The organism is Nonomuraea sp. NPDC002799 (genome assembly GCF_053592075.1).
On the sequence record NZ_JBSFVA010000045.1, the window covers coordinates 19644 to 32852 of the forward strand.

The following is a 13209-nucleotide window of genomic DNA, read 5'->3' on the forward strand; positions in this document are numbered from 1 at the left end:
GACGTCCAGCCGGTTCAGGCCAGGACGGTGACCGGGTCGCCGAGTCGCAGTTCGCCTCGGCCCCGGGGGACCAGGCGGATGCCGAACCAGGTCTTGCCGTCCCAGCGGCGGTGGCGGGCGAGAGTGCGCAGGGGTTCCTTGCCCTGCTGGAAGGTGACCGGGTCGTAGGTGGTGGCGGCGCAGCGGTCGCAACGTTCCGTGACACGGAAGGCGAGCGGGCCGATGCGGATCTCGCGCCAGCCGTCCTCGGCGTACGGGGGAGCGCCGTCGATCACGAGGTTGGGGCGGAACCTGGCCATGTCCAGGGGAGCGGGCGGGTCGTCCTGGCGTTCGATGGCGCCTCCGAGGATCCAGTCGTCCAGGCGGCGCAGTGAGGAGCGGGAGGTGAGCAGGATGGGGGCGTCCCCGGCGAGACTGACGACATCGCCGGGCAGGCCGCCGTGGGACGCCGGGACGGCGCAGCGGTTGGGGTCGTCGAGCCAGACCAGGCGGGCCGGTTTGCCGAGCAGCCGGGTGAACCAGGCGTGCGCGTCGGGGTCCGCGAGCACAACGGCGTCCACTTCGGCGAAACCCACGGGAACGCGCTCTCCGGTGGCTGGGGGGACCTTGAGCTGGGGCATTCCCGGCGCGTCGAGCAGCAGCCCGTCTTCGGCCGTGACACTGGCGACGACGGACAGCAGCCGGGGATTCTCCCCGAGCCAGTGAACATCCCCCTGCTCGTCGACGACGGCCCAGCGACGGTCCCTCGCCAGCCCCCAGGGCTCCACGACCGTCGAATCCACCACCCACCCCGAAACCGACTTGACCGGATATTTCCGGATCTCAGCTAGCTCCATCCCGACACCTTACGTCTGAGAGAGCGCTTTCTACGAGGGGGCCGGGCCGCTGCCCGGCTCACCGTCCGGAGGCCGCTCGTCCAGGTGTCGGCCGTCGCGAACGGGATGACCTCCTCCGGTGACGTCGGCACCGGAGGAGGTTCCGCGCAGGCGCCGTCCGGGCCTCGGCCTGAAACGTTCACGGAGCCACTGCCCGTCAAGGTCCGCCCGCGACGTCTGGTCGATCAGGCTTGCGGCGGTCCGGCCGGGCGTCAAGGTGCGGCGACCCCCCACCGGCGTCACGGACGAGCACCACGAGATGATGATGCTGTGACGGATGTGATCTTCTTCGATCTGGACGGCACCCTGGTCGATCATCGAAGCGCGGTCTGGGAAACAATCGGCCAGATCGTCCAGGCCGCGCCGAACGCGACGGCTCCACCGGAGGAGCTGATGACGTTGTGGTGGACGCTTGAGGCGCGCCACATGCGGGAATACCTGGCCGGTCAGTGCTCCTTCGCCGAGCACCACCGACGCAGGCTCCGTTCCTTCCTGCCGATGCTCGGCGAGCCGGTTCCGGAAAGCTCCGGCCTGCTGGACGCCTGGATCGCCGAGCGCTACCTCACCGTGTTCGAGAAGTCCTGGCAGTGCTATCCCGATGTCCAGCCCTGCCTGGAGAGCCTGAAACGGCTGCCCCGAGGACCGCGTCTGGCCGTTCTCACCAACGGGGACCCCGAGCAGCAGCGCGCCAAGCTCGCCCGCTTCGGCCTCCTGGAATACTTCGAAGCCGTCCTGACCCCGACCGAGCTCGGTGTGGCCAAGCCCGTCGCCTACGCCACCGCCTGCCGGTGGATGCGGACGGACCCCGCGCAGGCGGTCAACGTGGGCGACATGCTGGAAAGCGACGTGCACGCGGCCACCCTCGCCGGGCTCACCGGCATCTGGCTGGACCGCGGCGTCGACTTCATCACCGGGGGACCGTCGTCGACGGCAGACGCGACGGTGCTCCGCATCGAACGGCTCACCGATCTCCCCGGCCACCTGTCACGCACGAACGCCTGACTCGACGGCGCCGGGTCGTCCTGCTCGCGCAGGATGTCATCTCAGGGCAGCGGGAACCGCGCGGCGTGCCCGAAGGCGATGGCGGGCACCGTGTGGTGCGGATCGTAAGGGCTCGGCCGCAGCGCCGCATCGGAGAAGTGCACCCAGGTCGCCCGGCTGTCGGCCCTGCTGCCTTCCGAGATGAAGACGCCCTTGTACGGCTTCGCCGGCCGCTCTGGTCGGCGGCGAGTAGAACACGACGACCTGCGGCGGCGTGCCGAGGGCCACCCGCGGCGCTCAGACCGCGATGAGGAACCGCGGCCCGCGCGGTGCCCCCTTGAACCCGTATTCGACGAAGACGAAAGGTCCTGCGCCTGCTCGCGAACAGCCTCCAGCAGGCGCCAATCAGAACATGCGCAACGTCCGCGCCAGCGAAGAACCGGCTTCGACCCGCTGGAGGGCGGCTTCCGCCCCGCCGCGCCCTATCAGGTGTTCGACCAGTGGATCGAAGTTCTTCCGACCGACCAGGTCGTGGCCGTTCAGGTCCGGTACGACCCCAAGACCGGGCAGCGGCTCTAGCCACCCGCCACACCGGATGACGGCGGCTCGGGCGCCGCGACGTGTGCGGGAGGCTCCGCGTCAGGCCGGACCGAGAACGCAGAACTCGTTGCCCTCCGGGTCGGCGAGGACGATCCACGAGACGTCGCCCTGGCCGACGTCGGCGAGCGTCGCGCCGAGGGTCTGCAGCCGGGCCACCTCCGCCGCTTGATCTTCACCGCGGTACGGCAGCAGGTCGAGATGGACGCGGTTCCGCACGGTCTTCACGTCGGGGGTGCGGATGAACTCAAGATACGGCCCGACACCCTTGGCGGAGCGCAGCCTCGCGTGATCGTCGGTCACCTCGTGCAGCGTCCAGTCCACCGCCTCGCCCCAGAACCGGGCCATGGCCCGGGGGTCCGCGCAGTCGACCACCACCGCGGCGATCGGCCCCGTGTCCCGGTAGATCTCCCGGGGCTCCAGGACGCAGAACACGTTGCCCTCCGGGTCGGCCAGAACCGTCCACGGGACGTCGCCCTGGCCCACATCGGCGGGCGTCGCCCCGAGCTCCTTCAGGCGCGCGACCCACTCCGCGTGATGGGCCGCAGAGGTGGTGGCGAGATCGAGGTGCACGCGGTATTTCACCGTTTCGGGGTCCGGAACGGTGACGACATCGATGCAGACGGCGGTGGGGTCCGGCCAGACGAAGCCCACGGGCTCAACGTTGGTCACACCGGGTCCCTCGCTGGAAACACCCCAGCCGAGCGCCTCCGCCCAGAACCGGCCCAGCGCCGAGTCATCTCGAGCTTTGTAGTTCACCTGAACAAGTCGCAGCCCCATGCCGCCTACCCTATGCCCAACGGAGAATCGGAATGAATAACGCGCGTAGCCGCCGCCCAGCGCGCATCCCGTATCTGGCCTCTCCGATCCCGGAAACGCCCTGGACGTCACCACTGATAAACCGTTTGCCCTTTCCTTTCGCGTTCCCGTAAGTTGCCTGCGGCCCGTCGCTGTGAGAACAGAGGACAACACCGCGTGACCCCGCCTGCTCTGTAGACCTGACACCTTCTTCCGCTCACTCTCAAGCCGACCCTCCCGTCGGCTCTGCCGGGCTGCCCGTGCGCGCCCGGTCATAAAGCGTTCGCGGCCGCGCGTAATCGGCCTCGTGTCAGGTCTAGAGAGATCATGTCTTCACAACCTCATATTGTGCTGCCCTGGGTCGTTCGCCGGACCAGGTTGCCCCTGCTGTCGTTGCGGTGCGCGGACTGTCACTCGGAGTCGGCCACCACCGGCGAGGGCAGGTTCCGCGTCAACGCCAATCGCAAGCTGCTGGATGTGTGGCTGCTGGTCCGCTGCGTGTTCTGCGATCGGACGCGCAAGCTCACCGTGTACGAGCGAGCGCCGGTCAGATCATTCGACCCTGCCGAGCTCGACGGCTACCACGCCAACGATCCGGAGCTGGTGGCGTCCAGGCTGCTGGATCCGCTGCTCGCCCGGCGCAACCGCTTCACCCTGGACTGGAAGGGGGCCTGGCGTCTGGACACCCCGCCGGTAGGGCTCGGCGAGGCGTGGCCGGTCCAGGTGGACGTCGTCTTCGACGATCCGGTGCCGGTGCGCCCGGAACGGCTCATCGCGCAGGGGCTCGGCCTCAGCAGGAACGAGGTGCTGCGCCGGATCAAGTCCGGCATTCCGCTGCGCCGTCCGACGAGCGCCGGGTTCACCTTCACCGTGACAGCCCAGGACTAACGGGCCGGGTGGCCCGGAGGTGAGACTCCTCCGGGCCACCCGGCGGACTGGCGGGGGAGTAGCCGCGGCTGACCGCCGCCCGTCGACCCGTCGAATGTGGCCAGCAGGACGAAGCGGTGGGCGTAAGCCATCAGCGCGTGACCGCGTTCCATCTCCTCGTGCAAAACACGCAGGCGGTGGGCATAGCGGACCACATCGAAGTCCGGCACCTGCCAGGAGACGATCCGCAGGAACAGCACGAGCGCGCCGACGTCGTGGAATGCCGTTCGCACCCTCGCCTCCTGGCTCCATGTCACGGTGAGCCCCGCCTCGGTCAGGGCGGCGGTCACGCCGGCGAGATCCCAGTCGCGATAGGCGAGCGGAGGCGCACCCAGTGCCTCATTGAGCTCTTCGAGGTTGCGGCCACCTACCTGCTGGGTGACGAAGACGCCGGCACCCGTCAAGACGCGGCGGACCTCGTACGGGTCGTAGGACTCATGCCGGCTGACCACCAGAGCGAACGAGTCGTCGGGGAACGGCAGCACGTCGTCCGCACCGACCGCCTTGACCTCGATGCCGAGCGGCTCCAGGCGCCGACGGGCGAGCGGCAGGTTGGGCGGGTACCCCTCGGTGGCGGCGGTACGGGGCGGCAGCGGCGCCAGCCCGGACAGGAACTCGCCGCCTCCCGTGCCTAGATCCAGCAGCGACGCCGCATCAGGCAGACGCGCGCCCAGGAGACGCTCGTAGCTCCACGGCAGCGGATCCTCGACCACGCGGCCGTGAAGAGAGGCGAAGTCCCAGCCTTGGAGCGAGAACGCGAGCGCCTCGGCGACCAATTCGTCATATCCCACACTCGTGATCATCACTGATGTGGCCGTCGAGTGCCCTACGGTTTTCCGCCGCCGCCGCCGCCGTGTGGCAGGCGATCTCGCGGGCACAGTACGCCGATTGTTGTCCGCTGCCCAATGACGTGACACTGGGGCAGCGCCCGTACGCAGATGTGCGTCGGATCTCACCGGTGGAGCCACTTGTGTGGCGCACACATCACGTGACCGTGCTGTCACAGCGATCGGGTCGCCAGCACCTGGTGCTGTAGGTAGGGCATGCGGTCGGACCGTCTTGATCGGCGACCGCCGCGTCGGCACGGCTCGCCGGGCGGGGGATTGACCGCTCCGGTTGCTCGCCACGTGCTGGGCAGCTCCACTACTACGTGATACCGTATAGTGGTACTCGGTGCTACGGAGTACTAGTGCAGCCAGGAGGACCGGGATGGACGACCTGACGGAGATGCTGAAGGGCACCCTCGAGGGCTGTGTGCTAGAGATCATCGGCAACGAGGAGACCTACGGGTACGCCATCACGCGTCGGCTGAACGAACTCGGCTTCGCCGACGTCGTCGAGGGGACGGTTTACACCATCCTGCTGCGACTGGAGAAGAACGGGCTCGTCCAGGTCACGAAACGACCGTCCGGGCTAGGCCCGCCGCGCAAGTTCTATGCGCTCAATGACGCGGGGCGCGAAGTACGCGCGACGTTCTGGGCGAAATGGGAGTACGTCTCATCACGGATCGACAAGCTCAAGGGGGGCGGGGAATGAACTTCTGGGAGACCATCACAGGCAGCGATCTCACCAGGGAATGGAAGACGTTCGAAGTCCGGGCCCAGGCATTGCCGGCCGACTACCAGGCGGCGTGGGGGAAGGTCCAGGCTCATCTTTCTCCCTACGCGGATTTCACTGGCCGCAACCTGGTGCCGATTCTCGACGGCGCTCTGGGGCTGCTCGAAGAGACGGCGTCCGAGGGGCAGAGCATTCACGAGGTGCTGGGTGACGACATCGAGGGCTTCTGCGCGGCACTGGCCGGCGGAGAAGGAGCCCGGAATTTTCGCGACCGGTGGCGCGAGCAGTTGAACAGGAACGTCGCAAGGAAATTGGGCCAGCTAGGAGGTTGACGTGGGTATCCAGGACATCATCGAGGGCAAGAAGCAGTGGCGGGCGCACATGGCCCGGGTCAAGGCGCTCCCACGGGACTACCAGATCGTCTACAAGGAGATTCAGAGGTATTTCTTCAAGGTCGGGCCGGTCGGGCTGGCTGACGGGTCCCTGCTCTCGGGGATCCTCGATTTCTTCGAGGAGGGCGTGGCGGCCGGCAAGGGGGTCCTGGAGCTCATCGGCAACGACGTCGCGGCTTTCTGCGACGACCTGGTGAAAGACTCACGCACCTACGCGGACATCTATCAGGAATCCATCAGCGATCCGCGCGATCAGAAGCGTTGATGACGCTCCGTGATGTCGGGCTTACGGGACCTTGGTTCGCCATCGGCTCGGCGGTCGACCGCGGGGCCGGGCTCGTGGGGCGCAGCAGCGGCCTGAAGCAGTCCAACCGCCGCCGAAACGGCTTCCGGATTCGCTGCCATCAAGCCGCCTCGTCCGCGGAATCGGGAGTGGGAGCCAGTCGCACACCGCCGGACTGAGCCTTCTCATCGGGGAAGACCCATTTCCGAAGCGCCCAGAAGCGGAAGACCATGGCGATCAGCGTGCCGATGATCTGCGCGCTCATGAAGTCGGCGATCTCCTGGGTCACCAGGCTCACATCCGGGGTCTCCAGGTGAAATGCGTACCGGGAGATCCATAGCGGCGCGGAGCTGAGCACCAGGCCGACGCCACTGACCAGGAAGAACAGCGCCGCCTCGTGACGGCGCTCGCGGCCGCCCCTGGTCCGGAACGACCATTCGCGATTCAACACGTAGGACACGATCGTCGCCACGAGCACCGCGATGATCTTCGCGGTGACCGGCTTCGGTTCCAAAATGGTCAGCTTCAGCCCATAGAACACCGTGTTGTCCACTAAGAACGCGGTTCCACCCACCACCGTGAACTTCAGCAGTTCACGGTGCTTCAGCGCAAGTGCGCGCAGCGGTTCAGGCAGTTTTGCGAGTACTGCGTTCGCTATTCGGAGCACCCCCGATCTTCTCACCAGTCGAACACCCTGGTAACAAGATTTACGGACGCGGCTTGTCCAGGCAGGTGATCAGGACTGACCAGGCGAGTGTGGGCGGGTAATCGAGGACACGCCGGCGTGGGGCTGAGTGAGCAAAGCGCGGGCATGCCGGACCTGCTCGGGAGACATCGCGGCGGGCGGCCGAGTCGGACGCCACGAGCCTTCGCGGCGGTGAGGACGGTGGGTCGGCGCCAAGAAGGTCGGCGGCGGCCGGCCGCGCCGCTTGACCCTGACGCAGGGTCAAGCTTTCAGCATGGTGGCATGACCACGGAAACCAGTGCGATCGAGGTCGCCGAACCGTACGACGAGCACAACAATGATGGAGAGCGGGCGGAGAGAGGCGACAGGACGATGCGGCACTTCACCATCCACCACGACGGCGTCACGATTCCGGTGTCTCGCGAGGGCCGGGGACGACCGCTGGTCCTGTGCCCTGGCCTGAACGCGACCCAGGCCGACCTGCGCGAGCTGACCGAGCTGCTGCGGCGCGATCACGACGTGGTGACCTTCGACCTGCGGGGCCATGGCCTCGCCTCGGCCGCCGACCGGTACTCCTTCGAGGCGTTCCTCAGCGATCTGGACGCGGTGATGGCGGAGCTGGGAAAGCGCGGCCTGCCTGCGGCGCCTGTGCTGGTGGGCTACTCGCTGGGCGCTGACCTGGCCGTGCACTACGCCTCGGAGCATCCTGACACCATCGCCGGGCTCGTTCTCATCGACGGGGCGAACCCGGTGCCCGAACCGTTCATCACCGAGGCCGTCCTGCCGCAGTTCCGCGCCATGTGGGAGGACATGGCGACACAACAGGAGGCCAAGCGGGGCACCGCGCGTCAGGTGCTGCTCACCGCCCAGGAGATTCTCGATCTCAACCTCGAGATCGATGTGATCCGGTCCGGGATCCTCGACCGGTACAAGAAGATCGACCGGCCCATCACCATGATCATGTCGACCTCGATGGCCGGCGACAGTGGCGAAGGACCCGCGCCTCATTTCAACCAGAACTGGCGTGCCGGCGTCGAGCGGCTTGTCCGCGAGCACCCGCACATCGCCACCACCTGGCTCGACGCCGACCACCAACTGGTCTTCACCCACGCCCTACAAATCGCCCAGATCATCCGCAAGGCAGAGGCGGCCTCTTGAGAGTCTCCTGGAGACTGCTCTGATGCTGACCATCGGCGAGCTGGCGTCGTACGCCGGAGTGACGGTCCGTGCGGTGCGGCACTACCACGCCAAGGGGTTGCTGCCGGAGCCGGAGCGGGACCACTCCGGCTACCGCAGATACGACGCCGCCGCCGTGGTCGAGCTGATCAAGATCCGGACCCTCGCCGAGGCCGGGGTCCCGCTGGCGCGGGTGCGAGATCTGCTGCGGGCCGGCGAGGAGGAGTTCGCCGCGGCGATCGCGGACATCGACAGGAGGCTGCGGGCGGAGATCCGTGAGCGGCAGCGGCATCGCGAGCGGATCGCCCGCCTCGCCGCTGGTGACCACCTGGTCCTGCCGCCGGAGGTGGTCGGGTATCTCGACCGGCTGCGGATGCTCGGGGTCGACGAGCGGATCGTCCAGGCCGAGCGCGACGGCTGGATCCCCCTGGCCGCGCACGCACCCGAGCGGGTCTCGGAGTGGATGGCACGCAAGCGGGAGCAGATCGACGACCCGCAATTCGTCGACTTCTACCTCACCCTGAGCCAGGCTCTCAATCGAGCCGACGACGACCCTCGCCTGGTGGAGCTGGCCGACAAGCTGGCCGCCTACATCACGTGGATGGCCGACGAGCGGGGCGAGGACTATGTCGACGACACCGATATCGAGCTGCCGCTCGTCAAGCTGATGGACACGCTGGCGTTCGCCACGGTGCCACCGGCGCGTCGGCTGATCGAACTGCTGCAGCAGCGAGGCTGGACGGGCTGGACCAAGCTCGAACGCGTGGACCGCGCGCCGGGCGCGGCTCCCCAGTAGCGCCAGGACGCGCAGTAGAGCCGCCCACCCGGGCTCGGCAAGGACGTCTTGAAGCATCAGGACGTTCACCATGACCAGCGAGGCGTCGAGATCAGCTCGGGCCGGCCGACAATAGTCACTTCACTCATCTTCAGTGGGAGCGCAGGCTGGAACTGAGCCTGGACTGCTTCGTGTGTGAGCGGGTCGGGCGGACGGCCTTCCTGGAGTGGGGAGCGGAACGGGCGGTGTCATCAGGGTGGCGGCGGCGATGGAAGGCACGAGGGTCAGAGCCGTGTGGCCGTGCGGATCAGCCCCGCGAGGGCGAGGGAGCGGCTGTGCGCGGGCCAGGCGATATGGGTGACGACGGGGGGTGCGTCGGTCAGGGGGACGGCGGTGTGCTCGGCCCATAGCCAGGCGCGGGCGGAGTCGGGGAAGACGGCCACGGTGCGTCCGAGGGCGATCAGCTGGGCCAGCTGTGTCTGGTCGTGGATCTCGGGACCCGGGCCGGGTGGGTACGTGCCGTCGCTGGACCAGCGGGCAAGTGGAAGGTCGGGGATGTCGCTGACGTCGGCCAGGGACAGAGTCCTGTGCGCGGCGAGGGGGTGCCCGGCGGGCAGGATGGCGATCTGCCCCTCGGTCATCAGTTCCTCGCTGTCGAACCCGGTGAGGGAGTTGAACGGCGCGTGCATGATCGCCACATCGGCGCGGCCATCGCGCAGCATCTCGCCCTGCTCGCACAGGCCGCTCGGCAGCACCTCGATCTCCGCGGCGTCGGGCTCGGCCGCGTAGGCGTCGAGGAGCTTGTGCAGCAGTTCGTGGGACGCGGCGGCCTTCACCGCCAGCACCAGGCGGTTGCGGGGACCGCTCGGGCGGTCGGCGCCACCGGCGCGGCGGGTGCGGCGAGCGGCGGCGGTGGTCGCGTCGAGGGCTGCGCGGCCCTCGTGCAGCAGCATCTCTCCGGCACCGGTCAGGGCGACGCCGCGGCGGTTACGTTCCAGCAGGCGCACGCCGAGGCGCCGCTCGAGCTGCTGGATCGCCCGGGACAGCGGTGGCTGGGCCATGGCGAGACGCTCGGCGGCGCGGCCGAAGTGCAGCTCCTCGGCGACGGCGACGAAGTATCTCAGCTCGCGGGTCTCCAAGGTGTCCACGGCCGCAGCATACCCCGGTGATACCTGCCGGGTATGACAGGGCACCGTGTCGGTATTGGCTGCGCCGCTCGTCCGTGAGCGAACATCGACGGCATGGGCGAAGCGAAGTCCGCGCCGGTGGCCGGCACGGACAAGGGGTGCCGTTGAGGAACGGCGCACCACGTGACAAGCAGCCCTCCGCAGTATCCGGCTCAGGAAAGACACAGGCATGAACACACCTTCCGCGTCACTCCCCGGCGGCACCTTGGCCCTGGGCGATCTGACCGTCACCCGCTTCGGCTACGGCGCCATGCAGCTCGCCGGCCCCGGGGTCATGGGCCCGCCCGCCGATCACGACGGCGCGCTCGCCGTCCTGCGCGAGGCCGCCGCCCTCGGGATGACCCACATCGACACCGCCGGCGCGTACGGACCACGCGTCACCAACCAGCTGATCCGTGAAGCGCTGCACCCCTATCCCGCATCGCTGCACATCGTGACCAAGGTCGGCGCGGTCCGCGATCAGCAGGGCGGCTGGCCCTCTGCCCGGCAGCCCGAGGACCTGCGCCGCGCCGTCCGCGAGAACCTTGAGGACCTCGGCCTCGATGCGCTCGACGTGGTCAACCTCCGGCTCGGCGACGCCCAGGGCCCCCGGCCCGGCTCGCTCGCCGAGCCCTTCGAGACCCTCGTCGAACTCCAGCAGCAGGGCCTGATCCGGCACCTCGGCGTGAGCAACGCGACGGCGGAACAGGTCGCCGAGGCGCAGGCGATCGCGCCGATCGTATGCGTGCAGAACATGTACAACCTCGCCTACCGCCAGGACGACGAGCTGATCGACGATCTCGCCGACCAGGGCATCGCCTACGTGCCCTTCTTCCCGCTCGGCGGCTTCACCCCGCTGCAGTCCACGGCGCTTTCCGCCGTGGCCACCCGGCTGGATACGACCCCGATGTCGGTCGCCCTGGCCTGGCTGCTGCGGCGGTCGCCGAACATCCTGCTCATTCCCGGCACCTCGTCGGTGGCGCACCTGCGCGAGAACGTCGCCGGCGCCGGACTCTCGCTCTCCGACGAGGAACTCGCCGAGTTGGACAAGATCGGTCACTAGCAGTACGCGGCCCGGCCCCTGGTCAGCCGGCCGCGGCCGTCCCCAGATGTTCCCGGTGCTTCCGGGCCGTGGCCATCAGCCCGTCGAGTGCGTCCCTGGTCCGTACGAGGTCGGCGATGTGCGTGGAGAGCCGGTCGCGTTCCAGCGCCATCCGCTCCATCGCGGAGTCGGAGTTCGCCTCGCTGGGCGCGTCGACGCAGGGCAGCAGATCGGCGATGGTGCGGCTGGACAGGCCCGCGGCGTACAGCCGCTGGATGAACGCGACCCGCTCGACCTCATCGTCGGTGTAATGCCGCTGCCCGCTGGCACTGCGGGTGCTGGTGAGCAGCCCCTGCTCCTCGTAGTAGCGCACGGACCGGACGCTGACTCCGGCCCGTGACGCGAGCTCCCCGATCCGCACGACTTGTCCCTCCACTATGTTCCCCGTCACAATAGCTTGCCTCTGACGTCAGTGTCAGGTCTTAGCGTGGCTGCCATGCCCGACGTCCGGGCGTTGCGGACCGCGAAGGAGATCTGACATGACGGCCCTTTTCACCAGCTATCGGCTCGGCGGCCTGACCTTGCCCAACCGGGTGGTCATGGCCCCGATGACCCGGGTCCGGGCCGCCGCCGGCGGTCTGGCGACGCCGTCGATGGCGACCTACTACGCCCAGCGGGCCACGGCCGGACTGATCGTCAGCGAGGGCGTGCAGCCGAGCGCGATCGGGCAGTCCAACCCGGGTACGCCGGGACTGCACACCGACGAGCAGGTCGCGGCATGGCGGACCGCCACCGCGGCCGTCCACGCCAACGGCGGACGGATCTTCGCCCAGCTCATGCACGGTGGCCGGGTCTCGCATCCCGACACCACCGGCATGCAGCCGGTCGGGCCCTCGGCTGTCCCCGCCGTCGGCGAGGTGTTCACCCCGACCGGGCCTCAGGCCGCCCCGATGCCACGCGCCCTGGACACCGCCGAAGTGCCCGAGCACACCCAGGCGTACGCCCAGGCCGCCCGCCGCGCCATCGACGCGGGCTTCGACGGAGTGGAACTGCACGGCGCCAACGGCTACCTGATCTCGCAGTTCCTCTCGTCCAACGCTAACCTGCGCACGGACCGCTACGGAGGCCCGATCGCGAACCGGATCAGGTTCGCCGTCGAGGCCGTCACCGCCACCGTCGAGGCCGTCGGCGGGGCCAGGACCGGCATCCGGCTCTCACCGGGCGGAACGTTCTGGGGAGTCGAGGAGAACGACGTCCGCGAGCTGTACACCGCGCTGCTGACCGAACTGGCCCGCCTCGACGTGGCATACGTGCACCTCGAAGCCACCGCCGACGAAGAGGTGCTCCTCACCCTGCGCCGGGCGTGGCCGGGCGCCCTCGTCATCAACCCCGTGGTTCCGATGGGGCCCAAGCAGACCGGACGGGACGACGCCGACCACTGGCTCTCGCTGGGTGCCGACCTCATCAGCTTCGGCCGTGCCTTCATCGCCAACCCCGACCTGGTCGAGCGGCTGCGCGGCGGACTCCCGATCGCCCCCGTCGACGAGGTCACGTACTACCAGGGCGGTGATGCGGGCTACCTGACCTACCCGGCCCACCAGTACGCAGTTCCCCGGTCCGCCTGAGGGTGCGGCAGGCGTCTTTCAGTTCGCCCGGCTCGACGATGGTGATGTCGGCGTCGAAGGTGGCGAGCAGGCCGGCGATCCCGGCCCAGGACCATGCGCCGAGGGTGATGCGGGTCTGCGTGGGGGTGACGTACTCGATGACGGAGCCGCCGGGTGCCCATCGGGCGACGACGTCGGGAGGCAGCTCCATCAGGACGTTCCCGAGGCATGGCCATGGGGCTGGGGTGTCTCCTCTGTCGTGGCTGGTCATCACGTACTGGGCCACGTTGGGTTCGGAGAGTTCGCGGCGTTGGAACGGGCGGCCTCGGCCAGATCCGTCCATTTCTCGGC

General features: G+C 68.6%; 15 protein-coding genes. 9 read left to right on the plus strand and 6 right to left on the minus strand.

Features of this window, described 5'->3' with window-relative positions; all coding sequences use genetic code 11:
* Nucleotides 1-14 precede the first annotated feature (14 nt).
* Nucleotides 15-836: an MOSC domain-containing protein gene (locus ACWD0F_RS44915; RefSeq protein WP_449888191.1), complete on the minus strand. Its 822-nt coding sequence runs from the start codon at nucleotides 834-836 to the stop codon at nucleotides 15-17.
* 309 nt (nucleotides 837-1145) lie between these two features.
* Here ACWD0F_RS44915 and ACWD0F_RS44920 point away from each other — a divergent pair, with 309 nt between their 5' ends.
* On the plus strand, nucleotides 1146-1877 hold the full coding sequence (locus ACWD0F_RS44920) for an HAD family hydrolase (protein WP_449888192.1): 732 nt from the start codon (nucleotides 1146-1148) through the stop codon (nucleotides 1875-1877).
* A 618-nt stretch (nucleotides 1878-2495) separates the two neighbouring features.
* On the opposite strand, the gene ACWD0F_RS44925 is transcribed toward ACWD0F_RS44920, so the two are convergent.
* Entirely contained in the window at nucleotides 2496-3233 is a 738-nt protein-coding gene (locus ACWD0F_RS44925; protein WP_449888194.1) for a VOC family protein, read from the minus strand.
* A 366-nt stretch (nucleotides 3234-3599) separates the two neighbouring features.
* Here ACWD0F_RS44925 and ACWD0F_RS44930 point away from each other — a divergent pair, with 366 nt between their 5' ends.
* Nucleotides 3600-4139 carry a DUF1062 domain-containing protein gene (locus ACWD0F_RS44930; protein WP_449888196.1) on the plus strand — a complete coding sequence of 180 codons (540 nt, stop codon included), beginning with the start codon at nucleotides 3600-3602 and terminating at the stop codon, nucleotides 4137-4139.
* Here ACWD0F_RS44930 and ACWD0F_RS44935 read toward each other — a convergent pair.
* Nucleotides 4136-4969: a class I SAM-dependent methyltransferase gene (locus tag ACWD0F_RS44935; protein WP_449888198.1), complete on the minus strand. Its 834-nt coding sequence runs from the start codon at nucleotides 4967-4969 to the stop codon at nucleotides 4136-4138. The two genes, ACWD0F_RS44930 and ACWD0F_RS44935, sit on opposite strands and share 4 nt — an antisense overlap.
* 418 nt (nucleotides 4970-5387) lie before the next feature.
* Here ACWD0F_RS44935 and ACWD0F_RS44940 point away from each other — a divergent pair, with 418 nt between their 5' ends.
* From ACWD0F_RS44940 to ACWD0F_RS44950, 3 genes are read left to right on the plus strand one after another with little or no spacing between them, the layout of a single operon-like run.
* Entirely contained in the window at nucleotides 5388-5714 is a 327-nt protein-coding gene (locus ACWD0F_RS44940; RefSeq protein WP_449888199.1) for a PadR family transcriptional regulator, read from the plus strand.
* Nucleotides 5711-6067, plus strand: a complete 357-nt coding sequence (locus ACWD0F_RS44945) for a DUF1048 domain-containing protein (protein WP_449888201.1) — start codon at nucleotides 5711-5713, stop codon at nucleotides 6065-6067. Before ACWD0F_RS44940 ends, ACWD0F_RS44945 begins: the two co-directional genes overlap by 4 nt.
* A gap of 1 nt (nucleotide 6068) precedes the next feature.
* Entirely contained in the window at nucleotides 6069-6392 is a 324-nt protein-coding gene (locus ACWD0F_RS44950) for a DUF1048 domain-containing protein (RefSeq protein WP_449888203.1), read from the plus strand.
* Between the two features lie 139 nt (nucleotides 6393-6531).
* On the opposite strand, the gene ACWD0F_RS44955 is transcribed toward ACWD0F_RS44950, so the two are convergent.
* A complete protein-coding gene (locus ACWD0F_RS44955; protein WP_449888205.1) occupies nucleotides 6532-7077 on the minus strand; it encodes a GtrA family protein in 546 nt (181 codons plus the stop codon).
* Between the two features lie 300 nt (nucleotides 7078-7377).
* On the opposite strand from ACWD0F_RS44955, the gene ACWD0F_RS44960 reads away from it, so the two are divergent.
* The gene (locus ACWD0F_RS44960) at nucleotides 7378-8253 is read left to right on the plus strand and encodes an alpha/beta fold hydrolase (protein WP_449888206.1); all 876 of its coding nucleotides are present in this window, start codon (nucleotides 7378-7380) and stop codon (nucleotides 8251-8253) included.
* A gap of 22 nt (nucleotides 8254-8275) precedes the next feature.
* Nucleotides 8276-9067: a MerR family transcriptional regulator gene (locus tag ACWD0F_RS44965; protein WP_449888207.1), complete on the plus strand. Its 792-nt coding sequence runs from the start codon at nucleotides 8276-8278 to the stop codon at nucleotides 9065-9067.
* Nucleotides 9068-9330: 263 nt separating this feature from the next.
* On the opposite strand, the gene ACWD0F_RS44970 is transcribed toward ACWD0F_RS44965, so the two are convergent.
* Nucleotides 9331-10194 carry a LysR family transcriptional regulator gene (locus tag ACWD0F_RS44970; protein ID WP_449888209.1) on the minus strand — a complete coding sequence of 288 codons (864 nt, stop codon included), beginning with the start codon at nucleotides 10192-10194 and terminating at the stop codon, nucleotides 9331-9333.
* 208 nt (nucleotides 10195-10402) lie between these two features.
* Here ACWD0F_RS44970 and ACWD0F_RS44975 point away from each other — a divergent pair, with 208 nt between their 5' ends.
* On the plus strand, nucleotides 10403-11275 hold the full coding sequence (locus ACWD0F_RS44975; protein ID WP_449888210.1) for an aldo/keto reductase family oxidoreductase: 873 nt from the start codon (nucleotides 10403-10405) through the stop codon (nucleotides 11273-11275).
* A 22-nt stretch (nucleotides 11276-11297) separates the two neighbouring features.
* On the opposite strand, the gene ACWD0F_RS44980 is transcribed toward ACWD0F_RS44975, so the two are convergent.
* The gene (locus ACWD0F_RS44980) at nucleotides 11298-11675 is read right to left on the minus strand and encodes a MerR family transcriptional regulator (RefSeq protein WP_449888211.1); all 378 of its coding nucleotides are present in this window, start codon (nucleotides 11673-11675) and stop codon (nucleotides 11298-11300) included.
* A 118-nt stretch (nucleotides 11676-11793) separates the two neighbouring features.
* Here ACWD0F_RS44980 and ACWD0F_RS44985 point away from each other — a divergent pair, with 118 nt between their 5' ends.
* Nucleotides 11794-12879 (plus strand): alkene reductase, encoded by a 1086-nt coding sequence (locus ACWD0F_RS44985; protein ID WP_449888213.1) that lies wholly within the window; start codon nucleotides 11794-11796, stop codon nucleotides 12877-12879.
* Nucleotides 12880-13209 lie beyond the last annotated feature (330 nt).